Origin of the sequence: Devosia sp. (assembly GCF_965229025.1) — a bacterium.
In the GTDB taxonomy this organism is placed as follows: Bacteria; Pseudomonadota; Alphaproteobacteria; order Rhizobiales; family Devosiaceae; genus Devosia_A.
On record NZ_OZ245853.1, the window covers coordinates 3,329,501 to 3,353,204 of the forward strand.

General features: G+C 64.1%; 25 protein-coding genes. 13 read left to right on the forward strand and 12 right to left on the reverse strand.

Annotated elements, in window-relative coordinates; genetic code table 11:
- Positions 1 to 33: 33 nt before the first annotated feature.
- From ACO06J_RS16125 to ACO06J_RS16140, 4 genes are all read right to left on the reverse strand, one after another.
- Complete coding sequence (locus ACO06J_RS16125; RefSeq protein ID WP_421761734.1) at positions 34 to 924, reverse strand: hypothetical protein; 891 nt, start codon at positions 922 to 924, stop codon at positions 34 to 36.
- Positions 925 to 1,056: 132 nt separating this feature from the next.
- On the reverse strand, positions 1,057 to 1,626 hold the full coding sequence (locus ACO06J_RS16130) for a nucleoside 2-deoxyribosyltransferase (protein ID WP_421761735.1): 570 nt from the start codon (positions 1,624 to 1,626) through the stop codon (positions 1,057 to 1,059).
- A 12-nt stretch (positions 1,627 to 1,638) separates the two neighbouring features.
- Positions 1,639 to 2,982 (reverse strand): guanine deaminase, encoded by a 1,344-nt coding sequence (gene guaD, locus ACO06J_RS16135; protein ID WP_421761736.1) that lies wholly within the window; start codon positions 2,980 to 2,982, stop codon positions 1,639 to 1,641.
- Complete coding sequence (locus tag ACO06J_RS16140) at positions 2,979 to 4,838, reverse strand: adenine deaminase (protein WP_421761737.1); 1,860 nt, start codon at positions 4,836 to 4,838, stop codon at positions 2,979 to 2,981. The genes guaD and ACO06J_RS16140 overlap by 4 nt, the downstream gene beginning before the upstream one ends.
- Before the next feature lie 114 nt (positions 4,839 to 4,952).
- Between ACO06J_RS16140 and ACO06J_RS16145 the strand changes: the two genes are divergently transcribed.
- Entirely contained in the window at positions 4,953 to 6,176 is a 1,224-nt protein-coding gene (locus ACO06J_RS16145; RefSeq protein ID WP_421761738.1) for an isoprenylcysteine carboxylmethyltransferase family protein, read from the forward strand.
- On the opposite strand, the gene hemW is transcribed toward ACO06J_RS16145, so the two are convergent.
- The 3 genes from hemW to rph are packed head-to-tail and all read right to left on the reverse strand — an operon-like array spanning position 6,173 to position 8,725.
- A complete protein-coding gene (gene hemW / locus ACO06J_RS16150; RefSeq protein WP_421761739.1) occupies positions 6,173 to 7,360 on the reverse strand; it encodes a radical SAM family heme chaperone HemW in 1,188 nt (395 codons plus the stop codon). The two genes, ACO06J_RS16145 and hemW, sit on opposite strands and share 4 nt — an antisense overlap.
- A complete protein-coding gene (gene rdgB / locus ACO06J_RS16155) occupies positions 7,350 to 8,012 on the reverse strand; it encodes an RdgB/HAM1 family non-canonical purine NTP pyrophosphatase (protein WP_421761740.1) in 663 nt (220 codons plus the stop codon). The genes hemW and rdgB overlap by 11 nt, the downstream gene beginning before the upstream one ends.
- Positions 8,012 to 8,725: a ribonuclease PH gene (rph, locus tag ACO06J_RS16160; protein ID WP_421761741.1), complete on the reverse strand. Its 714-nt coding sequence runs from the start codon at positions 8,723 to 8,725 to the stop codon at positions 8,012 to 8,014. The genes rdgB and rph overlap by 1 nt, the downstream gene beginning before the upstream one ends.
- A 111-nt stretch (positions 8,726 to 8,836) precedes the next feature.
- On the opposite strand from rph, the gene hrcA reads away from it, so the two are divergent.
- The 3 genes from hrcA (at position 8,837) to ACO06J_RS16175 (ending at position 11,432) form a co-directional block, all read left to right on the forward strand.
- Positions 8,837 to 9,922 carry a heat-inducible transcriptional repressor HrcA gene (gene hrcA / locus ACO06J_RS16165; protein WP_421761742.1) on the forward strand — a complete coding sequence of 362 codons (1,086 nt, stop codon included), beginning with the start codon at positions 8,837 to 8,839 and terminating at the stop codon, positions 9,920 to 9,922.
- Positions 9,923 to 10,013: 91 nt separating this feature from the next.
- Positions 10,014 to 10,619: a nucleotide exchange factor GrpE gene (grpE, locus tag ACO06J_RS16170; protein ID WP_421761743.1), complete on the forward strand. Its 606-nt coding sequence runs from the start codon at positions 10,014 to 10,016 to the stop codon at positions 10,617 to 10,619.
- Positions 10,620 to 10,682: 63 nt separating this feature from the next.
- Positions 10,683 to 11,432, forward strand: coding sequence for a class I SAM-dependent methyltransferase (locus ACO06J_RS16175; protein WP_421761744.1), 750 nt, complete (start codon positions 10,683 to 10,685; stop codon positions 11,430 to 11,432).
- 3 nt (positions 11,433 to 11,435) lie between these two features.
- Here the strand turns inward: ACO06J_RS16175 and ACO06J_RS16180 are convergent, their stop codons facing one another.
- The 3 genes from ACO06J_RS16180 to ACO06J_RS16190 are packed head-to-tail and all read right to left on the reverse strand — an operon-like array spanning position 11,436 to position 12,803.
- A complete protein-coding gene (locus tag ACO06J_RS16180; RefSeq protein WP_421761745.1) occupies positions 11,436 to 11,789 on the reverse strand; it encodes a hypothetical protein in 354 nt (117 codons plus the stop codon).
- A 7-nt stretch (positions 11,790 to 11,796) separates the two neighbouring features.
- Positions 11,797 to 12,429, reverse strand: a complete 633-nt coding sequence (gene pncA, locus ACO06J_RS16185) for a bifunctional nicotinamidase/pyrazinamidase (RefSeq protein ID WP_421761746.1) — start codon at positions 12,427 to 12,429, stop codon at positions 11,797 to 11,799.
- 11 nt (positions 12,430 to 12,440) lie between these two features.
- Complete coding sequence (locus ACO06J_RS16190; protein WP_421761747.1) at positions 12,441 to 12,803, reverse strand: hypothetical protein; 363 nt, start codon at positions 12,801 to 12,803, stop codon at positions 12,441 to 12,443.
- A 214-nt stretch (positions 12,804 to 13,017) separates the two neighbouring features.
- Here ACO06J_RS16190 and ACO06J_RS16195 point away from each other — a divergent pair, with 214 nt between their 5' ends.
- The 5 genes from ACO06J_RS16195 (at position 13,018) to dnaJ (ending at position 18,582) form a co-directional block, all read left to right on the forward strand.
- Positions 13,018 to 13,353: a hypothetical protein gene (locus ACO06J_RS16195; RefSeq protein WP_421761748.1), complete on the forward strand. Its 336-nt coding sequence runs from the start codon at positions 13,018 to 13,020 to the stop codon at positions 13,351 to 13,353.
- A gap of 249 nt (positions 13,354 to 13,602) precedes the next feature.
- Positions 13,603 to 15,507 (forward strand): molecular chaperone DnaK, encoded by a 1,905-nt coding sequence (gene dnaK, locus ACO06J_RS16200; protein WP_421761749.1) that lies wholly within the window; start codon positions 13,603 to 13,605, stop codon positions 15,505 to 15,507.
- Between the two features lie 92 nt (positions 15,508 to 15,599).
- A complete protein-coding gene (locus ACO06J_RS16205) occupies positions 15,600 to 16,049 on the forward strand; it encodes a hypothetical protein (RefSeq protein WP_421761750.1) in 450 nt (149 codons plus the stop codon).
- A 244-nt stretch (positions 16,050 to 16,293) separates the two neighbouring features.
- Positions 16,294 to 17,325, forward strand: coding sequence for an alpha/beta hydrolase (locus ACO06J_RS16210; protein WP_421761751.1), 1,032 nt, complete (start codon positions 16,294 to 16,296; stop codon positions 17,323 to 17,325).
- A 126-nt stretch (positions 17,326 to 17,451) separates the two neighbouring features.
- Positions 17,452 to 18,582, forward strand: a complete 1,131-nt coding sequence (dnaJ, locus tag ACO06J_RS16215) for a molecular chaperone DnaJ (protein WP_421761752.1) — start codon at positions 17,452 to 17,454, stop codon at positions 18,580 to 18,582.
- 53 nt (positions 18,583 to 18,635) lie between these two features.
- Here the strand turns inward: dnaJ and ACO06J_RS16220 are convergent, their stop codons facing one another.
- A complete protein-coding gene (locus ACO06J_RS16220) occupies positions 18,636 to 19,421 on the reverse strand; it encodes a protein phosphatase 2C domain-containing protein (protein WP_421761753.1) in 786 nt (261 codons plus the stop codon).
- A gap of 72 nt (positions 19,422 to 19,493) precedes the next feature.
- Here ACO06J_RS16220 and ACO06J_RS16225 point away from each other — a divergent pair, with 72 nt between their 5' ends.
- Positions 19,494 to 20,060, forward strand: a complete 567-nt coding sequence (locus tag ACO06J_RS16225; RefSeq protein ID WP_421761754.1) for an NADPH-dependent FMN reductase — start codon at positions 19,494 to 19,496, stop codon at positions 20,058 to 20,060.
- The gene (locus tag ACO06J_RS16230) at positions 20,061 to 20,666 is read left to right on the forward strand and encodes a histidine phosphatase family protein (RefSeq protein ID WP_421761755.1); all 606 of its coding nucleotides are present in this window, start codon (positions 20,061 to 20,063) and stop codon (positions 20,664 to 20,666) included. It begins immediately after the preceding gene.
- On the opposite strand, the gene ACO06J_RS16235 is transcribed toward ACO06J_RS16230, so the two are convergent.
- A complete protein-coding gene (locus ACO06J_RS16235; protein WP_421761756.1) occupies positions 20,656 to 21,114 on the reverse strand; it encodes a MarR family transcriptional regulator in 459 nt (152 codons plus the stop codon). The two genes, ACO06J_RS16230 and ACO06J_RS16235, sit on opposite strands and share 11 nt — an antisense overlap.
- A gap of 1,004 nt (positions 21,115 to 22,118) precedes the next feature.
- Here ACO06J_RS16235 and pyrF point away from each other — a divergent pair.
- Both pyrF and dapB read left to right on the forward strand, forming a co-directional pair.
- A complete protein-coding gene (gene pyrF / locus ACO06J_RS16240; RefSeq protein WP_421761757.1) occupies positions 22,119 to 22,838 on the forward strand; it encodes an orotidine-5'-phosphate decarboxylase in 720 nt (239 codons plus the stop codon).
- Positions 22,839 to 22,884: 46 nt separating this feature from the next.
- Positions 22,885 to 23,694 (forward strand): 4-hydroxy-tetrahydrodipicolinate reductase, encoded by an 810-nt coding sequence (gene dapB / locus ACO06J_RS16245; protein WP_421761758.1) that lies wholly within the window; start codon positions 22,885 to 22,887, stop codon positions 23,692 to 23,694.
- Positions 23,695 to 23,704 lie beyond the last annotated feature (10 nt).

The window sequence follows — 23,704 nt, forward strand, 5'->3', positions numbered from 1 at the left end:
GGCCTTTTGACTATTCGCCGTTTCGCGTCGCGATCATTCCCACTCGACGTAGCGCAGGTGCTCGTAGCCGGTGATCGGGTTGTAGTCGTGCAAGGTCGCGCCGGATTTGGCGGCGTCTTCAAGCGTATCGCTGCCGAAGTTGAACTTGATACCCACCAGCGCGGTATGCACCGTCCATTCCTCGTCCTCGTCGCTCTCGGTCTGGTAGTTACCCTGATAGGCCGCGTAGATCGAGATCGGTGAATCGTCGAAGCGGTATTCCGCCTTGGCGCCCCACTTCACGGCGTCGATCTGGTCACTCTTGCCGTAATCCACCCGTGCCACTCCGATATCGGCGGACAGCATCATGTTGGGATTGACGAAGTAGCGGATCTCGCCGCGCGCATAGAGCGCCGACACGTCATCGACGTCGCCGAAGCCCTTGGTGTAGCCGACCTGACCATAGAGCTGGATCTTGTCCATGGTGCTCATCGCTTCACCACCGATGGTGGCGAAGCTGCCATCCCCGAGCGCCGCGTAGTCGCTGTCGCTCATGGCGCCGACCGAGCCAAACACGCCCAGTAGCAGGTCGCTGGTCCGCCAGTTGACGTGCGCTGCTGCCTCGAGCACCGAATAATCGGATGACTCGCCGTCCGGATCGCCGCCGTTGAGCATTTCGCCGCTGAGGTCGAACTGCGCCGACACCTGGTCACTCAGCCAGGCATTGACGCGCGCAGCGCCGCCGAGCAGGTAGCCGTTGAATGAGTAGGTCTCGTCGGCATCCGTCAGGCTCAGCCCGCCGACATAGCCTTCGAAGTCACCTGAGAGGGTTGAGGCCGCCGCCGCAGGCGCTTCAACCACACCGGAATCAATCATCAAGTCAGCCGCAAATGCGGTGCTGCTCATCGCGGCAAGCGTCAAAGCTGCCAAAGACAGACGTTTCATGGAGGCCCCCAGTTTTCCCAACTGGTGCAAATGTAACGATTCCGCACTTAATGAGCTATTTGTGTTCGACGCTCGTGATTATTTGTTTCTCTGGCGTGATAATCCGGCCACACAACGGAAAATGGCGACAAATTACCTCAGCTTTCCGGCGGCGACCGCTAGTACTTCTTTGAACGCCGTCAGGTCGGTGAACAGCGCATCGGCGGGTGCATCGCCGATGCTCACGGTGCCGCCGCGGCGCACCACGCCGCCATGCAGCATCAGGTTGTCGATGAAGCCCAAATCCTCGATCAGCATGCCGTCGGGACCGCGCGGCAGGCCGTTGGCATCAGTCGACCAGACGCCGCCGAAATAGTCCCTGGTCCGCTCGCCGTGGTCGGCCTTCACATTGGTGTAGGCGAAGACATCTTTCCCCTGTGCGCACATGTAGCCGAGCTCGAAACAGGTGCCGGTATCCGCGGCCAGCCCGCGAAACGGCGTCAGGTTGGCAATAATCGCGTCAGCGCTGTTCATAAGCTGTTCATCGATGTGGCTGATTGCGAGCCCAAGCTCCCATTTGCTGTCGGTCTTGGGGAACTCAAGGTCGCCCGGCGAGATCGGGATCAACCCCGCTTCACGCGTCAGCACGATCTTGGCGTTGAGGATTTCACGGGCGTTGGAGAGAAAGACCTCCGGCCCGGCAAGGTACACGGCTTTGGGCATTACTCACTCCTGTCAGGCGACCTGCGCGCCACTCACATAAACCGCAGCAAGGTTGGGGCGCGAGGCGGTATAGAGGATTTTCTCCAGACTTTCCGTAGCCTTGGCGGCAAACAGCCGGACTGTCCCCTGCGCCACTCCCGGATCAATCACCACCGCATCGCACTGATAGCCAGGCCGGAACAGCCCAACAGGCAGGTCCAGCGCCACACCGCCGCCGGCGGTCGCGAGGTGGAACGCGGTCAGCATGTCGATCCGCGAGTGCGGCACCCCTCGCTCCGCCGCCGGCAGGTCCGGGTTGACCCCGTCTTCCAGCATCCGCGAGGCTTGCGCCGTCGCGCGGCACGCCTCCAGCATCGATCCCCCCGGCCCGCCCGAAATATCGGTGCCAAGCCCGACATGGAGCCCCCGCTCCAGCGCCCGGCGCAGCGGGAACACCGCATTGGCGAAGTACATGTTGGAGAGCGCGCAATGCGCCACCCCGGCGCCCCGCGCCTTGACCGTCGCCATATCGGCGTCGGTCAGGAACACCGAGTGCGCGAGGATGGTCTTGCGGCGCAGGAGCCCAAAGCCATCGAGCGCTGCCGTATCGGTTTTGCCAAAGCGATCAATCGCATAGCCATGCGCCCAGTCGCTCTCCGAGCAATGGGTCTGCACGTGGCAATCGCATTCAGCCGCCAGTTGCCCCAGCCCCGCCAGCGCCTCATCAGTGCAGGACGGAATGAAGCGTGGGGTGATCACCGGCAGCACCCGGTCATTGCCGGGCATGGCCCGCACATGCGCGATGAAGGCGCGCGTTTCGCTCACCGCTTCCGCGGCGGAGGCATCGCGATAATAGTCCGGACACGCATCCGGATCATCCATCACGACCTTTCCCACCAGCGCCCGCTGACCCTGCCTCAGGCAGATTTCCGCCAGCGCCTCAGTTGCCGCGCGATGTACCGTGGCGAAGTAAAGCGCGGTGGTTGTGCCGTTGGCGAGAAGGTCCGCCACCAGCACCTCGTAGCGCTCGCGCGCCAGGTCGAGGTCCGCATAGCTCGCTTCGAGCGGGAAGGTGTATTTGCCCAGCCAGACCTCAAGCGGCACATCCAGCGCCGCGCCAAGCTGCGGATATTGCGGGGCGTGGACATGGAGATCGACAAAGCCGGGAATGACAATCCGGTCCGGCGCAAGCGCGATGAGGTCCGACCGCGCCGCGAGCGCCGCGTGCTCTGTTTCACCCGCTCGCGCCACGATCTCGATCCCGCCGTCGCTGCCGATCAGCAGGATAGCGTCATCCAGCACCTCGATCGCCCCGGCCTCCGGGGCGTGGACGAAGGTGCCGCGGACCGGATGCCCGCGCCAATCTGCCGCCGTCACCAGACGACCTTGTGCTGCTCGCCGGTCTGCACGTTGACGAAGCCTTCTGGCGCCGCCGCGCTGGGCGCCACCAACACCCAGCGCCAGGGGCTGCAGGTGAGGGTCGCAAACTTGAGGAATTCGGGGAAACCGGGCTTCCAGAGGTTGAGGTCCGACGGCTTGTACATCCACTCGATCTTTTCGGCGGCCCGATAGAAGGCCTGCATTTCGACATCGAAGGCCTCGGCAGGGCGCGCCGTCATCAGCCCGCCGATCTCAAAACGCACTTCGGCGACCACTTCGCCCCGGTGCACCAACACCCAGCCGCCATCGATCTCCTGCAGCCGGTTCACCGCCAGCGCCATCGCCGCGTCGGACGAGCCGACCGACCACACATTGTGGCTGTCATGGGCCACCGAACAGGCAATCGCCGTCTCCGGATCTGCTGGGCCGCATCCGGTCCAGAACATTTTCGACAACGCCCCGTCGCCCCGATACCGATCGATCACCGCCCATTTGGTGATCAGCCGGGCGGCATCGCGCTGCACCTCGCCGTCTACCACCGGCAATTCCTCGACAAAATAATCGTCGGTCCAATGGAAGGGCCGCAACACGGCGGCGGTCATGGTGGCGCGGCCCGGCTCAGCGGCAATGGCGAAATCGGCGGCATGCAGACGGCGCCCGACATTCATGGTCTTCCGCGCCCAGTCGGGCCAGTCGATCGCGGGAGCCGTGCCGACGAACTGCTTGCCGTTCGAGGCGAGCTTTCCATCGGCATAGACATGGGCGATTGAGAGTGTCTGAACGTCGTCGAGCAGTACTATGTCGGCATAGCGTCCCGGAGTGATCGAGCCCACCCACTGGTCGATCCGCATATGGCGCGCCGGGTTGATGGTGGCGCACTGAATGGCGATTTCGGGCGCGAGGCCATAGTGGATGGCGTGGCGCACGTTGTAGTCCGAGGCGCCAAGCTCCAGCGTTTCGGAAGCCGAGCGGTCGTCGGTCGTGAAGGCGACGTTCGACCAGTCCTCGAGCTTTCCGATGAGGCCGGGAAGTATGACGTCATAGGAGAATGGGCGAAGCTCGGTGAAAATGCCCCGGCTCAACCGTTCCCAGGCTTCCTGCAAGGCCCAGACTTCGTGGTCGGACGAAATGCCGGCGGCGGCAAAGGCGCTGAGGTCGTGCGGGTCGATAAGCCCCGAACCGTGACCTTCGACGACGCCACGCTTTTCCATGGTGGCGCCGATCATGCCCCACATGCGGATATAGCCGGGGTTGTCCGGGTTCCAGACCGAGGGCCAGTCCATCACCTCGTCGAGGCTGACCGTGCCCATGTCGTTTTCGAGGAAGGCGATCTGCTCCTCATAGCCGTAATAGCCGCCCGATTCCTCCCAGGCGCTCGGCGGCACGGCCGAGCCGGGCTGGATGAAGACCTTCAGCGGCGACCCAGCGAGCCGCGCCGTCTGCCAGAACTCCTGATTTTTAGGGCCGTTGACGTTGGCGAACTCGTGGCTCGCTTCGCAGGTCCAGGTATTGCCGCGCGGGATCACCAGCGCCGCTTCGAACTCCGGGGTAATATGCGTCGATTCAATGTGCTTGTGCACTTCGCCGAAGCCGGGCACGGCCGAAAGATGGGGGTAGCTCACCCGTCCGGCGACTGCGCCCTTGTAGCTGCCGCGCGGGCCGACATAGGCGATGCGGCGGCCCGAAACGATGATCTCCTGATCCACGAGCCAGTGCCGCGAATGCACCGACAGCAGCCGCCCGACTTCGATCGCAAGATCGGCGGGGCGCTTGCCCAAGGCGACCAGAGTCAGGTTCTGGCGAATGGCAACTTCATCCTCGGGATTGAGGATCAGGTCATCAGGCTGGGTCATCGAGGTACTATCCGGGGGAGCTGTGATCGAGTTAGTAAAGCGGTTTACGAGAGCCGATGCAATGCAGTCCTGCCGCTTAAGTGTCTCTGAACCGGAGGCCCTTATACTGGCCTGATGAGCCTCGCCGAAACCCAAGCCCGCCCCCTCGCCGACCTCGGCCCCGCGCGCCAAGCCGGGGCTGAAGCGCCGCCGCGCTCAGCCGTGCCGATCACAGACGGGCTGATCGGGCTAGGCTCGGTATCGGCAGTGTGGTTACTGGTCTACCTGACCCGGCCGCCGCTGCCGGTAGCTGCCTGGCTGCTCGTTCTGGCGACAGCCTTGCCGATGCTGGTGCGAGAACTGGCGCGCCACGCCCCTGGGGACCGCACCAAAGGTCCCTCGACCCCGCTCGTCTGGGTCCTGGGGTTTGCGCTCGGTACCTTGCCGTTCCTGCTGATCCACGGCCAGCATACTGGCCTCGTCGTCTGGGGCATGGCCTGGCTGGTCGCGGCACCTGCCTTCCTGATCCGGGTGGGACTGGAACTGCGGCGGAATGGCAGCATTGCCGGTGGTTTTCCGTCGACGCTGGGTCAGGCGATCCTGTCGCGCGACTGGGAGAAGTTTCGGGCCTTGGCTGCCCCCGCCCGCCTTTGGGGGCTGAAGGCATTTTTCATCCCGCTCTACGCGATCAGCCTTATCGCCATGCTGAGCTTCACCTATGCCAACCCGGTGTCATCCCCGCTGGCATGGTTGGCCCTTGCGGTCGCGTTCGCCTACACGGTCGACCTCTGTTTCGGCCTCAGCGGCTATCTGATGGCCTCGAACAGCCTCGTTTCCACCATCCGCTCGACCCAGACCCGGCTATTGGGCTGGCTGGTCTGCGTCGTCTGCTACGGGCCGATCGTCGTCCACCTGCCCGATCTCGATGCCATCCTCGCCAAGGAGATGACCTGGCCAGCCGATGTCCGTTTCGATCTGCTGATGGTCACGGGCGCTATCGCTTTGCTGGCGTTGCTGGTGCTGTTCGTCTCGGCCACGGTCAGCTTCGGGTTGCGCTTCTGCAACCTCAGCAATCGCGGGCTGATCAGTGCCGGACCCTATCGCTGGATGAAGCATCCGGCCTACTTCGCCCATGCTGGCAACGCCTGGATCCTCACCTTCATCTTCCTGCCGGCGGCGCACGTCTCGCTGGGGCCGGCGCAATGGCTCGCGCCAGCGGCCCTCACCGCCATCTACTGGCTGCGTGCGCTCACCGAGGAACAGCACATGCGAGAGGATCCCGACTATGTCGCCTATGCGGACTGGATCGCGCGCCACGGCCTTGTGGCGCGGCTCAGGCGGCTGGTGGGCCTCAACTAGGCGGCGAGGTCGGCCACGACTGCATCGAGCACCGGCCAGCCCTTGTCGGTCACACGGATAAAGCCGTTGGGCAGCGTTTCGACAAAGCCGATGGCCTTGAGCTCGTTGATCTGCCGATCCGAGATCTTGCGGCCCGAGAGCTTGGCAAAGCGGGCGGGGTCGATGCCTTCGCGGAGGCGCAGGCCCATCACCAGCAGTTCGTCGCCTTCTTCTTCCCAGGTCAGCACATCGTCCGTGACCATGCCATGGCCGCGGGCGTGCACCCGCTTTTCCCACTCGAAGGGCAGCTTTTCGGTGGCCGTAGCGTGGCGCTGGTTGTTGATCAGCAGGCGGCCATGGGCCCCCGGCCCGACGCCGACATATTCGCCGTAGCGCCAGTAGATCAGGTTGTGCCGGCTTTCCTGGCCGGGGCGCGCATGGTTGGAAATCTCATAGGCGGGGAGGCCCGCCTTCTGGGTCATTTCCTGCGTCATCTCGTAGAAATCGGCGCTCAAATCCTCGTCGGGCATCTTGAGCTTACCGGCCCGGAACAGGTCGTAATAGCGCGTCCCCATCTCGATGGTGAGCTGATAGAGCGACAGGTGCCCCTGCGCGATCCACAGCGCCTCCGTCAGCTCGTCCTGCCATTCGTCGAGTGTCTGGCGCGGCCGGGCATAGATGAGATCGAAACTGGTGCGCGGAAAGATCGACTGCGCCAGCCGCACCGCGGCGATCGCCTCGTCAACTGTGTGCTTCCTGCCCAGTTCGGCCAGCGGCCCTTCGCGCAAGGACTGCACACCGAGCGAGACGCGGTTGACGCCTGCAGCGCGGTAGCCGCGGAAGCGGTCGGCCTCGACCGAGGTCGGGTTGGCTTCGAGCGTGATTTCGGCCTTGGGGTCGACGATCCAGTGCTTAGCAATGGCATCGAGAATGCCGCCGACCGAGCGCGGATCCATCAGCGAGGGCGTGCCGCCGCCAAAGAACACCGACTGCACAACGCGGCCCTGCGTGTGCTTGGCAAAATGCGCCAGTTCCTGCGCATAGGCCTCGACATAGTGCGCTTCGTCGAAGGCGCCGCGATGAACGTGCGAGTTGAAGTCGCAATAGGGGCACTTGGCGGCGCAGAAGGGCCAGTGCACATAGACGCCGAACAGGCCGTTCGAGCGCGCATCGACAGAGTTGTGACCGAGGCTCTCAGTGCTCAACCCCACCTCCCAGCGCGTCTTCGACGAATTTGGCAAAGGCCCGCGCGCGATGGCTGAGGCCGGTCTTGCCGGGCGACCACGAGTGCTTTTCGTCCGAACTCATTTCGCCGAAGGTCAGGTCATAGCCATCGGGCATGAAACTCGGGTCGAACCCAAAGCCCTTGTCGCCGCGCGGCGGCCAGACCAGCGTGCCCTCAACTTTGCCCTCGTAAACCACTTCGCGGCCATCTGGGTGGGCGAGGCAGAGCGTGGCATTGAACGAGCCGCGCCGGTCCTTGGGGGTCGTGGCGCCTGCGGCCTGTAGCGAATCCTCGACCCGGCGCATGCCGATGCCGTAGTCGCGCACGGTGCCGGACATGGCCCAGTTGGCGGTATAGACACCCGGGCGCCCGCCGATGGCATCTACCGCGAGGCCAGAATCGTCAGCCAGTGCGATGTTGTTTGAGGCGGCGGCGGCGGCGCGCGCCTTGATCCGCGCGTTCTCGACAAAGGTCGTGCCGGTTTCTTCCGGCTCAGGCAGCCCGAGCTCCCCGGCAGAGACCAGCTCGAGGCCGAAGGGCGCGAGCAACTGCTTGAATTCGGCGAGCTTGCCCGCATTGTGGGTGGCCAGCACCAGTCGGTCGCCACGCCGCAATGTGAGCGGAGCCGCCATTATGCCAATGCCGCCAGCTGCAGGCGGGTCAACTCGGCAATACCGCTTTCCGCGAGCCCCATCAGGCTGTTGAGCTCGTCACGGCTGAACGGCACCTGTTCGGCGGTGCCCTGGATTTCAACGAACTGGCCGCCGCCGGTCATGACAAAATTGGCGTCGGTGTGGGCCTCGACGTCCTCGAGGTAATCGAGATCGAGCACCGGAGCGCCGCGATAAATGCCGCAGGAGACCGCCGCAACCGAGTCGCGCAGCACCTTGCCCTTGGTCAGCCCACGCGCCTCCAGCCACTTGATAGCGTCCGCGAGCGCGATATAGGCGCCGGTAATCGAGGCGGTGCGGGTGCCGCCATCGGCTTCGAGCACATCGCAATCGAGGGTAATCTGGTTTTCGCCCAACGCCTGCATGTCGACCACGGCGCGGAGCGAGCGGCCGATGAGGCGCTGGATTTCCTGGGTACGGCCCGATTGCTTGCCGCTCGCCGCTTCGCGCTTGGTGCGCGAGCCGGTGGCGCGCGGCAGCATGCCGTATTCGGCGGTGACCCAGCCCATGCCCGAGCTGCGGCGCCACGAGGGAAGTGTCGTTTCAACCGATGCGGTGACGAACACCTTGGTCGAGCCAAAGCTCACGAGGCAGCTGCCCTCGGCCTTGGGCGCAACGTTGCGCTCGAGGGTCACTTCGCGCATTTGCTCGGGGAGGCGTCCGGATGGCCGCATGGGGTCAAATCACCAGTCAACAATGTCGTTAACCGCCTCTTAACCCTCGCAGACACCGGCCACAAGCGCTGCGACCTTGGCGGCGCACGGCTTTCGGCCTAAATGGTGAATATGGCGAGCAATGATAAAGTCCCCGAAGACGTGCTGTCGGTTCTGAACAGCCGCAGCCAGGATATCTTCCGCAAGATCGTCGAACGCTACCTCGACACCGGCGTTCCAGTCGGGTCGCGCGACCTGTCGCGCATGCTGTCGGTCGGCCTGTCACCCGCCTCAGTGCGCAATGTCATGGCCGATCTCGAGGATCTGGGGCTGATCGCGGCGCCGCACACCTCGGCCGGCCGGCTTCCGACGCAGCAGGGCCTGCGGTTCTTCGTCGATGCCATGCTGGAAGTCGGCGCAGTCGACGCAGAAGAGCGTGCCGCCATCGAAAAGCAGATCGAAGGGCCAGCCGCGCAGGGCTCGGTCGAGGATTTCCTCACCCAGGCGAGCCAATTGCTTAGCGGGCTCTCCCATGGCGCGGGCGTTGTCATCGCGCAGAAGTCCGACCTGGTGCTGCGCCATATCGAATTCATCCGGCTCGATGCCGAGCGCGCCATGGTGGTGCTGGTGGGCGATGACGGCTCGGTCGAAAACCGCGTCCTCACCATGCCCCCCGGCCTTGCCGCCAGCGCCCTGACCCAGGCCTCGAATTTCCTCGCCCATCTCGCCGTCGGCAAGACTCTGAGCGAAACCCGCAAGGCGCTGCAGACGCAGCGCGAAGCGATGCTTTCGGAGCTCGACGAGCTGACACGCAATCTCGTCGAGGCCGGGCTCGCGACGCTTTCGGGTAGCGGCACCATGGCGCCCCCAACGGTGATCGTCCGCGGCCGGGCCAACCTCATCAACGACACCATGGCGTCCGAAGAACTGAGCCGCATCCGGCAGCTGTTTGACGAACTCGAAAGCCGCGATGGGCTCATCGAGCTCCTCGGCGATACCGAAAAGGCGCAAGGGGTAAAGATCTTCATCGGCTCCGAAAACAAGCTGTTCTCGCTCTCGGGCTCGTCGGTGATCCTCTCACCCTACAAGGACGCCAACCAGAAGGTAGTGGGCGTGCTGGGCGTCATCGGGCCGACCCGGCTCAACTACGCCCGCATCGTGCCGGTGGTCGATTATACCGCCAATGTCGTCTCGGCCATGATGGCCCGCAAAGGCTGAACCGGCATCCGGACTTGAAAGTTTCGCATTCTTGGCCGATATGCGGGTCCAAGATCGCCGGCAGTGCCGGCCTCAAGCTTTCAGGGTCACCATGAACGACGATACCGCCAAGCCCGAGGATACCAAACCCGCGCCCGAGGCCGAGGTGGAGACCGACGCAGCAGCGCCCGAAACCGCCGGTCCCGATCCGGTGGAAGTGCTTCGCGCCGAAAACTCCGAACTGCGCGACCGCATCCTGCGGTCGGCCGCGGAGATGGAGAATCTTCGGAAGCGCACCGAGCGCGAAGTCAGCGACACCCGCTCCTACGCCATCGCCGGCTTTGCCCGCGACATGCTCACCGCCACCGATTCGCTGAGCCGCGCCCTGATGGTGCTGCCTGCTGAAGCCCGTGACAGCGCCGACCCGACGGTCAAGTCGCTGATCGACGGCATCGAAATGACCGAGCGCGAGATGCAGCGCCTCCTCGCCAAGCATGGCGTCAAGCCGATCGAGGCCGAGGGCCAGAAGTTCGACCCGCACAAGCACCAGGCGATGTTCGAAGTCCCCGATCCGACCCGTCCGGAAGGTACGGTCGTGCAGGTGGTGCAGGCCGGTTTCGCCATTGGCGACCGCGTGCTGCGCCCGGCCATGGTCGGCGTTGCCAAGGGCGGCTCGTCACACGCTGCCGCCGCAGACGCGGTCGACAAGAGCGTCTGATCCCAGATCGCATGCCGACGGCGCTGGCTAGTCTCAGCCGCGCCGTCGCGCTACCTTCGCCCCATGCGTGGGGACCTTTACGACAGACCTGACCTCTACGACCTGATCGCCCAACCCGATCTGGTGATGCAGGGCTTTTACGTCGAAACGGCCCGTTCACTCGGTCCGCGCGTCCTCGACCTGGCCTGCGGCACGGGGCGGTTCAGCATCGCGCTCGCGGAAGCCGGACTCACGGTCACCGGTGGCGACCTCTCAGCCAGCATGCTGGACCGGGCGCGGCAGAGCGCAGAAGTCCGTGGCCTGAGCATCGACTTCGTCGCACTCGATATGCGCGACTTTGACCTTAGCGGCCGGACCTTCGACACGGTCATGATTGCGGCCAACTCGCTGCTGCACCTCCACACCCATGCCGAGTTCACCGGATTCTTCAGCTCTGTCGCGCGCCATCTCGCGCCTCAAGGCCGCCTGCTCTTCGACGTTTTCGTTCCCAGCCTCAAGCTCCTGACGCTCGCACCGAATGATCGCCAGCTTGTGGGCCGCTTCCCCCACCCGGCCCTCGGCAAGGTGACGCTCGAGGAAACCATTGTCTATGATCCCGTCACTCAGATCAGCCAGGCGGACTGGTATTGGTCAACGCCGGACGCTCCCGATTTCTGGGCCAACTCGCTTACTCTACGTCAGATCTTCCCCCAGGAAATGCCCCTCCTATCGAGGCTTGGCGGCTTGGAGTTGTTGGAGCGTTATGGCAATTTTGATCGTTCTCCGCTGTCGGCGGAGACGTATCGGCAGGTCTGCGTCTGCGGACACCCCTGAGAGTCAATTGGTCTTGGTTAACAGGTCCGGGCACTTGGTCACGTCGTGGCGGGCCTTGGGGGTGCCCAGTTCGGCGACCACCGAATTGTCATAGGCATCAACGACATGGGCGATCTGGTCGGGCGTGAGCTGATCGGCCTTAAGCAGCGACACTCCGCGGGCCATCAGTGTTTCGGACCACGTCTGGTAGAGGTCCGCTTCTTTGTTATCGCCAGAATCGGATGCGTTGGTGCCGAGCCAGAAGAAAGCGCTGCCGCACCACAGCACCACGTCTTCCTCTTCGGTCAGTTGCTGGGCAGCAGCCGGCCCGCAGAACGCCGCAAAGGTGATCAGCAGGAGGGCGAGGCGCTTAAGCATGCTCGTTTCAGGCAATCTCGCCGCTGGTGATCCGCTTGACCCCAGCGGCGGCCATGGCATGCCAAGCGGCTGCGAGCGAGCCGTTGGCGTCAATGGCGCGGCAGGCGTCCTCGACCACATAGGTCTCAAAGCCGGCGCTCTGCGCGTCAAGCGCTGACCAGCCGACGCAGAAATCGGTGGCGAGACCCACCACAAACAGCCGCGTGATGCCCCGCTCGGTGAGATAGCCGGCAAGTCCGGTCTTGGTGGCTCGGTCAGCTTCCTGGAAGCCTGAATAGGAATCGACATCACCGTGATAGCCCTTGCGGATGATCAACTGGGCATGCGGCAGCTCGATCGCCGCAGAAATCTCGGCGCCGTGCGTGCCCTGCACGCAATGATCCGGCCACAGCACCTGCTGGCCATAGGGCAGCGCGATCAACTCGAACGGCACCTTGCCCGGATGTGACGACGCAAAGGAAATATGGCCCGCCGGGTGCCAGTCCTGGGTCAGGGCCACATTGGCGAACTTCGAACCCAGCTGGTTGATCAGCGGGATAATCTCATCCCCGCCGGCCACGGCAAGGCTGCCGCCGGGAAGAAAATCATACTGCACGTCGATGACCAGCAGCAGGTCCTTGGCGTTCAGCGAGATCGACATGAGGGGGCCTCCTATTGGCCGATCAAGGCCGAGCAATCCTGAAAACTGTATGCGGCCTCGTCGGATGTAGGCCCGGCGCCATTGACGATACGATCGATCGAGGCCTCGAGCTTTTCGCGATAGCTCGCCAGCGCCGCATCGGTGAACCCAGCCTCGAGATAAATCGGCAGGGCGCGCTGGATCAGCATGTCCGCGCCCTCGGCATAAACTTTGGCCGAGGCGATCTTGCCAGTGGTGGCGTCGGCGGGTGCGTCGCGGGTCATCAGCATGAAGGCCGTTCCGCACCACATGTCCTTGGCGGCCGCTGGCGGAATGTCCTGGGCCAGCGCGACAGCTGGCACCAGCACCAGGGCGACGGCGATCAACCTCAGCATGTGTGCAGTTCTTCCGGGACCGAATAACGACTGTTTAGACCATAACCGGGCGGCGCTCCACAAGGCGGATGCAGGACTGACGAGAGGGGACCGTACTCCGGCGGGAAAAGAAAATAGACGCCCGGATATCGGCGCCTTTGAAGCAAATGTTCGAATAATGCTATGCGTTCTATTGCCTCGCGACTCACCGTGAGGCACGCCATGGGGGCTCAATTTGCGCAAATATCTTCTGGGTGGCCTCGCCGCCCTTGCTCTGGTCGCGGCGCCGGTTTCGGCATTCGCCGAGGACCTGACATTCATGCTGACCAATAGCTCTTCCCTCGCTGTCAAAAGCTTCTTCACCTCGCCGGTCGGCGTCGACAAGTGGGAAGAGGATGTGTTCGGCGACAACTACCTGCCCTCGGGCAACCAGGTGAACGTCACCATCGCCGATGGCCGGGATGTGTGCACCTACGACATGAAGTTCATCCTCGAGGACGACAGCGAATACACCGAGAACGACGTCGATCTCTGCTCGCTCGGTGAATACACACTGAGCGACTCGGAATAGCCGCAGCCTTCGTGCAAAGGCGCGCGGGGGCCCTGCTCCCGCGCTGCTTGGGTTGTTCTGATTGAACGCACCCAAACTGCGCAAATCTCGTGCTGGTGTGCTTGCACCCCCAAACACCCCCCCCTATATAGCCCTCAAGGCTCGGAAACGGGTCAGATTTCAACTCAGCAAGGGACTCGGACCCCCGCGAGGGGTTAAGGAACTGCCGATCAGGGGTTTCATTCGAGTTCGCTAGGAAAGAGGCTAGGCATGGGTAAAGTTATCGGTATCGACCTGGGTACAACCAACAGCTGCGTATCCGTTATGGATGGCGCGATGCCCAAGGTTATTGAAAACGCGGAAGGCGCGAGGACCACGCCGTCGATGGTGGGTTTCACCAAGGACGGTGAGCGTCTGGTTGGCCAGCCGGCGAAACGCCAGGCGGTCACCAATCCGGAAGGCACGCTGTTTGCGGTCAAGCGCCTGATCGGGCGCCGCTACAACGACCCGATGGTCGAAAAGGACAAGGGTCTCGTCCCGTTCAAGATCGTCAATGGCGATAACGGCGATGCGTGGGTCGAGGTCAACTCCAAGAAATACTCGCCGTCCGAAGTGTCGGCGATGATCCTGACCAAGATGAAGGAAACCGCCGAGGCTTATCTCGGCGAGCCGGTCACCCAGGCGGTGATCACGGTTCCGGCTTACTTCAACGACAGCCAGCGCCAGGCTACCAAGGATGCGGGCAAGATTGCCGGCCTTGAAGTGCTGCGTATCATCAACGAGCCGACGGCAGCCGCTTTGGCCTATGGTCTCGACAAGAAGAACACCGGCCTGATCGCGGTCTATGACCTCGGCGGCGGCACCTTCGACGTATCCGTGCTCGAAATCGGCGATGGCGTGTTCGAGGTGAAGTCGACCAATGGCGACACCTTCCTCGGCGGCGAAGACTTCGACATGCGGCTCGTCGATTACTTCTCGGACGAGTTCAAGAAAGAGCAGGGCATTGACCTTCGTAAGGACAAGCTCGCGCTGCAGCGTCTGAAGGAAGCAGCGGAAAAGGCCAAGATCGAACTTTCGAGCTCGACCCAGACCGAAATCAACCTGCCCTTCATCACCGCTGACGCCTCTGGCCCGAAGCACCTGACGCTCAAGCTCAGCCGTTCGAAGTTCGAGCAGCTGGTGGATGACCTCGTCCAGAAGACGATCGACCCCTGCAAGCAGGCGCTCAAGGATGCCGGCGTCACCGCTGCGCAGATCGATGAAGTCGTGCTGGTGGGCGGCATGAGCCGCATGCCCAAGGTGCAGGAAGTCGTGAAGCAGTTGTTCGGCAAGGAGCCGCACAAGGGCGTGAACCCGGACGAAGTCGTCGCCATGGGCGCCGCCATCCAGGCCGGCGTGCTGCAGGGCGACGTCAAGGACGTGCTGCTGCTCGACGTGACCCCGCTGTCGCTCGGCATCGAAACGCTGGGTGGCGTGTTCACCCGCCTGATCGACCGCAACACCACCATCCCGACCAAGAAGTCCCAGGTGTTTTCGACCGCCGAGGACAGCCAGTCGGCCGTGACCATCCGGGTGTTCCAGGGTGAGCGCGAAATGGCGGCCAACAACAAGCTGCTCGGCAATTTCGACCTTGCCGGCATTCCCCCGGCGCCGCGTGGCGTGCCGCAGATCGAGGTCACCTTCGACATCGATGCCAACGGTATCGTCAACGTCTCGGCCAAGGACAAGGGCACCGGCAAGGAGCAGCAGATCCGCATCCAGGCCTCGGGCGGCCTTTCGGACGCCGATATCGAGCGCATGGTCAAGGAAGCCGAGGCCAACGCTGAATCCGACAAGAAGAAGCGCGAGGCCGTCGAAGCCAAGAACCAGGGCGAGTCGCTGATCCACTCGACCGAAAAGTCGCTGAAGGATTATGGCGACAAGGTTTCGGCAGAAGACCGGACGGCGATCGAAACCGCGATGGCCGATCTCAAGGCCGTGCTTGAAGGCGACGAAGCTGAAGTCATCAAGGAGAAGGCGGCAGCGCTTGCCGAAGTCTCGATGAAGCTCGGCGAAGCGATGTACAAGCAGAGCCAGGCAGAGGCCGAAGCCAAGGCCGAGGGCGGCAAGCCCGAGGACGATGACGTGGTCGATGCCGAGTTCGAAGAGGTCAAGGACGACAAGAAGTCGGCCTGATCCGCTTCTGATCGCAATTAATCGCAGCATTTGGGGCCCGGCCAGCGCCGGGCCCTTTTGTTTTTGGCCGAAAAGGCGGATAGGGTGGCCCTATGTTCCCAGATCTGATGAAATTTACCGACCCGGAAAAGCTCCGGAACCTGATGTCCAACGCCCTGCGCCTCGGTCACGCTGACTATGCGTTCGAGTGCCAGATGCGCATTGCCGAGCTTGCCGGCCTGCCGTTCTCGGGTCTGGAGCGCGAGTTCTGGACTGCGGTCAGCTATGGCGAGGAGACCAAGCGTCTCGAAACCGGCAAGGCGGCACGCCTCACCCAGACCCGGCAGAAGCAGAAGCGTCTCGGCGCCGTGCAATGCCTCACCGACATGGCGCTTGCGCCCGCGGTCACCGATGGGTTTGAGGCCCTGGTCCAGCACGGCAAGGCCGAGTTCACCGGCGAAGCGGTCGTGGTCCGCAATGCCGAACAGTTCCCGGCCGAAGCGGTCGCCAACGCTGCCAAAAAGCTCGAGGCCCACGGCATCACCCGCGAACAGATCGCTTGATCCGGTTTTCCACAGGGCGTTTCACGTGAATCATCGGTGTGGCCCCCGGCCTACCGGGGTTTTGTAGTTTTTCCTCCGCATTGTTGCCGCGGCGCCGCCCAACTGTGCCCACATCTCGCGCTAGACTCTAGGTTCTGAGTCTTGCTGGGCATGGGTGTCGTCAGCAGCGACGCTTCCGGCAACGGGGTGACGGCGATCCTCGGATCGCCACAGCCGGGGCGGGCGTATGATGGAAGAGCATGACATGTCACCTATAGAGGTGCGCGGGCTCCCCGAAGGTGAGCCACGCGATGCCATGCCCGCCCGCGACTACACCCGCGCCTTCCATCTCGATGCCGACATGCAACACGTGCTCAATATACTCGGCAGCATGGGCGGCAAGCCGATCGACGCCTGCCGGGCGCCTGAGGCCCGCGCCCAGCCGACCCTCGACATGGCGCTGCGCCGGATCCTCCGCGATAGCCATGACGAAATGGGCATCGGCATGGAGATGCACCTGATCCCCGGTCCGACCGGCGACATCCGCGCCCGGGTCTATGCCCCGCAGGCGCCGAGCGCGACGCCGCGCCCGGTCATCCTCTATTTTCACGGCGGCGGGTTCGTCCTCGGCGATGTAGACCAGTTCGACGCCACACCCCGCAGCCTCTCGGTGCGCACCGGCGCCATTGTCGTTTCCTGCCACTACCGACAGGCGCCGGAGCACCGTTTCCCCGCAGCCCACGAAGATGCCTTCGCCGCCTGGCGCTGGCTCGCCGACCATGCGGCAACGCTTGGCGGCAACGCGCGCCATATGGCGATCGTGGGCGAGGATTCGGGCGCCAATCTCGCGCTCAACGTGGCACTCCGCGCCCGTGACGAAAATATTGTCCAGCCCAAGCACATCGGTCTCGTCACCCCGATGGCCGCAATGCTCTTCGACCTGCCCTCGCACCTCGAAGTGGCGACGAGCTTCCCGGTGAACGCCGAGACCTTGAAGTGGTCGGCGCGAAAGCTGTTTCGCAGCAAGGACGACATGCGCGATCCCCGCATGAACCTCGCCGGCCGCACCGACCTCAACGGCCTGCCGCCGATCAGCATCGTCCTCGCCGAGGTCGATCCGCTGCGCTCGGAAGGCGAGGCGCTTTACGATGCGCTGCGGCTCAGCGGCACAGTCGTCGACAAGACGCTCTATCATGGCGTAACGAACGGCTTCTTCGGTCTCTACCGGGTCGTCAACAAGGCCATGTTCGCGCAGGCCGACCTCGCCTCCCGCCTCAGCATGGCCCTTGAGGCCTGACGCAAAAGCACACTGATTCGCCCAATCCTGTTGAAGTCGCGCCCTGCTATGGTAAGAGCGCGGTAGAGTGCCTATCTAGGCGAATGCCTGAGCGCGGGGGCGACAGGCGGCTAAGGATCGTGCCCGTTGGCGAAACGTGATTTCTACGAAGTACTCGGGGTGCCCAAGGGCTCCGATGAGGCGGTGCTGAAAAGCGCCTACCGCAAGCTTGCCATGCAGTTCCATCCGGATCGCAATCCGGGGAATGAAGAGGCGGAGCACAAGTTCAAGGAAATCAACGAGGCTTACGACACCCTCAAGGATCCGCAAAAGCGCGCGGCCTATGACCGGTTCGGCCATGCCGCCTTCGAAAACGGTGGCGGCCAGCGCGGCCCCGGCGGCTTCGGTCCCGAATTCACATCCTCGATGTCCGATATCTTCGAAGACATCTTCGGCGATTTCATGGGCGGCCGCGGCCGCGGCGGCAACCAGTCGCGCCTGCGCGGGTCGGACCTGCGCTACAATCTCGAAATCAGCCTCGAAGAGGCGTTTGCCGGCCGCACCGTCGATATCGACGTGCCAACGCTCGCCGCCTGCACCACCTGCGACGGCTCGGGCGCCAAGCCCGGCACCGGCATGTCGACCTGCCGGCACTGCAACGGCCAGGGCAAGGTCCGCGCCGCCCAGGGCTTTTTCACCATCGAGCGCACCTGCCCGATCTGCAATGGCCGTGGCCAGATCCTCGAGCAGCCCTGCACCGATTGCGGTGGCCAGGGCCGGCGCCAGCAGAACCGCACGCTCTCGGTCGATATCCCCAAGGGCATCGAGGATGGCACCCGCATCCGCCTCGCCAATGAGGGCGAAGCGGGGTTGCGCGGCGGACCGCCGGGCGATCTCTACATTTTCATCTCCATCAAGCCGCACGACCTGTTCCAGCGCGAAGGTGCCGATCTTTACGCCCGCGTCCCTATCGCCATGACCACGGCGGCGCTCGGCGGCGAGTTCGAAGTGCCGACGCTCGATGCGGCGCGCGCCCGGGTCAAGGTCTCCCCCGGCACCCAGCCCGGCCAGCGCGTCCGGCTCAAGGCCAAGGGCATGCCGATCCTCCGCACCAAGGACTTTGGCGATCTCTACGTGCAGCTCGACGTCGAAACCCCGCAATCGCTGACCAAGCGCCAGCGCGAACTGCTCGAAGAGTTCGAAAAGGAATCGACCCGCGAAAACTCGCCGACCAGCGAGGGGTTCTTCACCAAGCTCAAGAGCCTGTTCGACAACTAGCACGGCAACGGGCGGGCGCTATTGGCACCCGTTTTGTTCCCGCGACACGCCCCCTAACTGCTCGGCATCAACGCCGGTTCGGCATTATCCACGTTCCATGCAATGAGCGTAGAGCTGTCGCGGCCCTGTGCTAGCTTGGCGTTGGACAGCATGAACTTTAGCGCGGACAGGTTGTCGGGCTGCGACTGGAATGCTGCTGCAAAGGCTGACGGCTCTTCGTAAGTCCGGCCGGGCAGTTCCTGAATGCCGTCCGTCGCGAGCACGATCACATTCTTGCCAGTCCGCAACTGGCGTATGCCCGTCGAGAAATAGGGTGGCACGCCCGCGAGGCTGTTTCGTTCGCCGATCCACTCGAAGAAATTGCGCGTTGTGAGGGTGAACTGCCCGAGCCGGGACAATTCGGGATGCAGCAGGTAGAGAGTATTGTCGCCAATCGACAGCCAGAGCAGATGCTGCCGCCATTGGTAGCAGACGAGGCACGCGGTCTCTCCGGCGACCTTAGACATGTGCCGGGAGGTTGCCTCGCTGGTGAGCAAGTCGACCAACTTTCTTTGTAAGAGCGGAATAGCGGAACCGTCGGCTGCGGTGCAGAGGGGCATCAGCTCCGGTTCGGCACTGCCGAAGAGGTCGAGAACGGCGTCGACACTGGAACTTCCACCATGGCCATCGAGCAGGACTGCAAAGGTCCAGTCCGTGGCCGACCAAAGCACCAGCCCATCCTCGTTCTTCGTGCTGCCATAGCCGCCATAGCGGCCAACACCTACTGATCCGACCAACTCAACGACAGGTTGATCAAGGCAAGCGTTGACGCCACCGCTCCAGCTTAGTTTCTTCACCACCTAGTCCCTCCCACCTGCTCGCCTCTCCCAGAGCTTCCACGCGCCACCCGAATAGGCTAGCGTTTTCAGACAATGACCGACACATCCCCCAAAACTGCCATCACCCTTTGCGGCTCGATCCGCAAGGGCTCCGTCAACGAGATCCTGCGCCGACATATCTCGGGGAAACTCCGTGAAGCCGGGGTCGAGGTAACGGACCTCAGCCTCGCCGATTTCGAGATGCCGATCTTCAATGAAGACCTCGAGCCCGACCATATCCCCGAAAGCGCCGGGCGGCTGGCCGAGGCGTTCCGGACCCATGACATCGTCCTGATCATCACGCCCGAGTACAATGGCGGCTTGCCGCCGCTGATCGTCAACACCATCGCCTGGCTCAGCCGGCAGAAGCCGAGCCCGTTCCGGCACGCGATTTTCGGCATTGGCGGGGTCAGTTCGGGAAAGTATGGCACCATATGGGCCCAGTCCCACCTGCGTGAAACGCTCTCGAAGATCGGCGCGCTGGTCGTCCCGACACTGATGGGCGTTGGTCCTGACAGCGAGGCCTTCGATGCAGACGGCGCGCCGGTCGAGTCGGCGATCAATTTCAAGGTCGGCCAGATGGTGAAGGAGCTCACCCATTTTTCTCGCGGCGGCATCTGAATGTACGCGCTCTATGTGACGCATCCCGAAGTCGCCATCGACCCCGCCGTTCCCGTGCCACGCTGGAGTCTCTCCGAGACCGGCCGCAAGCGGGCGGAGGCTTTCGCGCATCATCCGCTGGTGCGCGGCGTGCGCCAGATCGTTTCCAGCACCGAGACCAAGGCGGTGCAGCTCGCCCAGATCCTTGGCGTTGCCAACCGCATCCCGTTCATTGCCGAGCCCGCCTTTGGCGAGAACGACCGCTCGGCCACCGGGTACGTGCCGTCCGAGCGCTTCGAGCAGCTGGCAGACGCGTTCTTTGCCCACCCGACGGAATCTGTCGAAGGCTGGGAGCCTGCGGCCACCGCCCAGGCGCGGATCGTCGGGGCGTTCGAAGCAACGCTCGCTGAGTACGACCCCGCCCGTCCGCTGCTGTTCGCCGGTCACGGTGCGGTGGGCACGCTGCTCAAATGCGCGCTCGATGGCCGCGTGATCTCGCGCAGCGAAGACCAGAGCCGCATCGGCCACAAGGGCGGCGGCAATGTCCTCGTCATCGGGCTGGCCAACCGCACGCTGCTGTCGGACTGGGTACCGATGGAAGCCTTGCCGGAAACCCTTACGGCTTAGCCGCGCCTTTCTTGCCCGGCGCCCAGTCGTCGAGCCCGAACAGGTCCATGGCGTCTTCCAGCGCTGCCGCGAGGTTCTCGAGCCGGCGCGTATCGTGGTCGACCTGACGCAACCGCAACGGCCCGGCGAGCGGCGCCTCGGCGATCAGCGCGGTACCCTTTTCGGTCAGCGCCACCATGCGGGCGCGCCGATCATTGGGGTCGGTCCTCACCGTCACCAGCCCCATGCGGCGCAACTCGTCGATCGCCTGCCCCAGCGTTGCTGCGTGCATCACCAGCGTCTTTCGCAACGCCGCGAGCGGCAGCTGTGGCCGCTCCGAACAGATGCGCAGCACCGACAATTGCAGCCCGGTAATGCCGAAGCCCTTCCGTAGCTCGGCATGAAACCCATCCATCGCCCGCTCCAGCCGCACCCACGCCACCAAAACCGAAAGCGCCTGCTGCTGCATAGGTAAGTCACTCCGGCAAAACGAGAATCAATCGGTGCTATGGCACCATAGCTTGCCGCCTACCCGGAGACTACGACGGCGTTGTTCGAACAGTCCTCTCCGTCCCCTCGCCCCTCAGGGGACTTCGAGCCGTCCCGCAGGGCAAAAGGCGCCAGTGGTGGCGCAGCTTGAGCCTGCAGGCCCATAGCGAAGCTAGGGGCCGGATGAGGGGGGTACTGACTGTGCCCACTCGCGCAGTCTTCCTTCTCCCCTTGAGGGAGAAGGTGGCGCGCAGCGCCGGATGAGGGGTCCGCGACGCACAGCGTCGCGCGATCCGAGCGGAGTGAGGAGCGACGTCTGCTATCCTTCCCCTCACCCGCCCGCTGCGCGGACACCCTCTCCCTCAAGGGGAGAGGGAAGGTAGACACCTGCCCGCTAACCCCCTGATCCCCCACCATTTCCTCCAACTTATCCCCGCCGGTTCCCTCTGCCCTATACTGCGCTCACTGCCCCCGCGCTGGACGGGATCGCGAGCGAACGGTTTGCGGGGACAGGGTCGGATGGAGGGTGTCGCGCCCTCCTTGCCGAAGTTCCGGCCGGCCGGATGCTTTCTTCAGGGAGGCGAGGGCCGCCAGTGGTGTCACGGCCGCTTTCGGGCGGCCAGGGGCCGAGCTCCCTTTACGGGGAGCCGGGGTGCCTGCGCAGAAACGTCCGGGGTTTCGGCTCCGTGGATCTGGACTGCGGGGATAAGCCCCCTCCTTCGGGAGGCCGGTCGGAGCAATCCGCCGGTGGCCAGGCACTGCGGTTCCGGGGAAGTCCCCGCGGTCCGCCGGAGCGAGGTGGAAACGTCCGGTCGCGCCGGCGGGGTCCGACCTCGCACAAACTGCGGACTACCCGCCTTGAGGCCTGGGCCTCGCCGGCGCACGTCCTCACTGGTGTTCACCCGAAGCCTCAGGCGGTCGGGCGATTGGTCTTGCCCGAACCGTCTGCCTGTGCCACTCACCTGAAACTCCGGAGACATCGCCATGACGGGTACGCCCCAGACGACTGGAACGCTGATTGTCGCGCTCGACCTTGATACGCGCGCCGAGGCGGAGCGCCTGATCGCCGAGCTCGGCGACGCGGTCGATTTCTACAAGATCGGCTACCAGCTGTTTTATGGCGGTGACGGCCTGGCGCTAGGCAAGGCGCTGATCGCCGCTGGCAAGCGCGTGTTCTTCGACCTCAAGCTGCTCGACATCGACAACACGGTCGAACGCGGCGTCGCCGCCTTCGCCCAGACCGGCGCCAACATGCTGACGGTCCATGCCTATCCACAATGCATGCGGGCTGCCGTCCGCGGCGCTGCGGGCTCCGATCTCACCATTCTCGGCGTTTCGGTCCTCACTTCGATGAGCGATGCCGATGTCGCCGAGGCCGGCTTTGCCCGCGACACGGCCGGCCTTGTGGCGCTCCGTGCCGGCCAGGCGCGTGATGCCGGAATCGGCGGGCTGGTGTGCTCGCCGCTCGAGGCAGAAATGGTGCGCCAGATCGTTGGCCCGAAGCTCGCAATCGTGACGCCGGGCATCCGGCCGAAAGGCGCTGCACTCGGCGACCAGAAGCGCGTCATGGGTCCGACGGAGGCGCTCGCCGCCGGAGCGACCCATCTTGTGGTCGGCCGCCCGATCACCGCAGCGGCCGAGCCGGCAGTTGCGGCCAAGGCCATTCTCGCCGAAATGGCGGGTGGCGGCACGCGGCTGGCGTGAAATCGGCCGGTAGGCTATAGGCCGATACCAGAATGAGGAACCGATCATGGCAGATCTTAAGGTCGCAATTGCCGGCGCGGGCGGCAAGATGGGCGGCGCTAATATCCGCGCCATCGCGACAGCGGCAGGCCTCAGCGTCGTTGCAGCATTCGACCGCCCGGGCTCGGCGGCCGTCGGCAAGGATGCCGGCGAGAATTCTGGCATTGAGGCGCTGGGCGTCCTGATCGGCGATGATCCGGAAGCTGCGCTCGCCCTGGCGGACGCGGTGATCGATTTCACCGCCCCGGCCGCGAGCGTCGCGCTTGCACAGCGTGCTGCAGCGCTGGGCAAGATCCACATCATCGGCACCACGGGCTGCAGCGTCGAGGACGACGCCGCGATCGCCGCCGCGGCGAAGGCTGGCGCGACCATCGTCAAGGCCGGCAACTTCTCGCTCGGGCTCAACCTTTTGCTCGGGCTGGTGCGCAAGGCCGCGGCGGAACTGCCGGGCTTTGACGTCGAAATCCTCGAGATGCACCACAACCGCAAGGTCGACGCGCCATCCGGCACGGCGCTCATGCTGGGCGCGGCCGCCGCCAAGGGGCGCGGTATCGATCTCGCGACCCATTCCGTACGTGTCCGCGATGGCCATACCGGCGCGCGCGAGCCGGGCAGCATCGGATTTGCGACGCTGCGCGGCGGCAGCGTGATCGGCGAGCATTCGGTGATCCTTGCCGGCCCGTCCGAGCGGCTCGAACTCCGTCATATCGCGGATAACCGCGCGCTGTTTGCCGATGGCGCGGTGCGTGCCACCCTATGGGCCCGGGAGCAACAGCCCGGCCTTTATTCCATGGCCGACGTGCTCGGCCTCAACTGACAGGATTTTC

Excerpts from the sequence above, each read along its gene's own strand:
- rdgB (WP_421761740.1), bottom strand. The coding sequence starts at position 8,012 with ATGGCGGCTCCGCTCACATTGCGGCGTGGCGACCGACTGGTGCTGGCC.
- ACO06J_RS16125 (WP_421761734.1), bottom strand. The coding sequence starts at position 924 with ATGAAACGTCTGTCTTTGGCAGCTTTGACGCTTGCCGCGATGAGCAGC.
- ACO06J_RS16190 (WP_421761747.1), bottom strand. The coding sequence starts at position 12,803 with ATGCTGAGGTTGATCGCCGTCGCCCTGGTGCTGGTGCCAGCTGTCGCG.
- ACO06J_RS16205 (WP_421761750.1), top strand. The coding sequence starts at position 15,600 with ATGTTCCCAGATCTGATGAAATTTACCGACCCGGAAAAGCTCCGGAAC.
- dnaK (WP_421761749.1), top strand. The coding sequence starts at position 13,603 with ATGGGTAAAGTTATCGGTATCGACCTGGGTACAACCAACAGCTGCGTA.
- pncA (WP_421761746.1), bottom strand. The coding sequence starts at position 12,429 with ATGTCGATCTCGCTGAACGCCAAGGACCTGCTGCTGGTCATCGACGTG.
- ACO06J_RS16140 (WP_421761737.1), bottom strand. The coding sequence starts at position 4,838 with ATGACCCAGCCTGATGACCTGATCCTCAATCCCGAGGATGAAGTTGCC.
- grpE (WP_421761743.1), top strand. The coding sequence starts at position 10,014 with ATGAACGACGATACCGCCAAGCCCGAGGATACCAAACCCGCGCCCGAG.
- ACO06J_RS16180 (WP_421761745.1), bottom strand. The coding sequence starts at position 11,789 with ATGCTTAAGCGCCTCGCCCTCCTGCTGATCACCTTTGCGGCGTTCTGC.
- rph (WP_421761741.1), bottom strand. The coding sequence starts at position 8,725 with ATGCGGCCATCCGGACGCCTCCCCGAGCAAATGCGCGAAGTGACCCTC.
- ACO06J_RS16210 (WP_421761751.1), top strand. The coding sequence starts at position 16,294 with ATGTCACCTATAGAGGTGCGCGGGCTCCCCGAAGGTGAGCCACGCGAT.
- ACO06J_RS16225 (WP_421761754.1), top strand. The coding sequence starts at position 19,494 with ATGACCGACACATCCCCCAAAACTGCCATCACCCTTTGCGGCTCGATC.
- ACO06J_RS16130 (WP_421761735.1), bottom strand. The coding sequence starts at position 1,626 with ATGCCCAAAGCCGTGTACCTTGCCGGGCCGGAGGTCTTTCTCTCCAAC.
- pyrF (WP_421761757.1), top strand. The coding sequence starts at position 22,119 with ATGACGGGTACGCCCCAGACGACTGGAACGCTGATTGTCGCGCTCGAC.
- ACO06J_RS16235 (WP_421761756.1), bottom strand. The coding sequence starts at position 21,114 with ATGCAGCAGCAGGCGCTTTCGGTTTTGGTGGCGTGGGTGCGGCTGGAG.
- ACO06J_RS16145 (WP_421761738.1), top strand. The coding sequence starts at position 4,953 with ATGAGCCTCGCCGAAACCCAAGCCCGCCCCCTCGCCGACCTCGGCCCC.
- dapB (WP_421761758.1), top strand. The coding sequence starts at position 22,885 with ATGGCAGATCTTAAGGTCGCAATTGCCGGCGCGGGCGGCAAGATGGGC.
- hrcA (WP_421761742.1), top strand. The coding sequence starts at position 8,837 with ATGGCGAGCAATGATAAAGTCCCCGAAGACGTGCTGTCGGTTCTGAAC.
- ACO06J_RS16175 (WP_421761744.1), top strand. The coding sequence starts at position 10,683 with ATGCGTGGGGACCTTTACGACAGACCTGACCTCTACGACCTGATCGCC.
- ACO06J_RS16230 (WP_421761755.1), top strand. The coding sequence starts at position 20,061 with ATGTACGCGCTCTATGTGACGCATCCCGAAGTCGCCATCGACCCCGCC.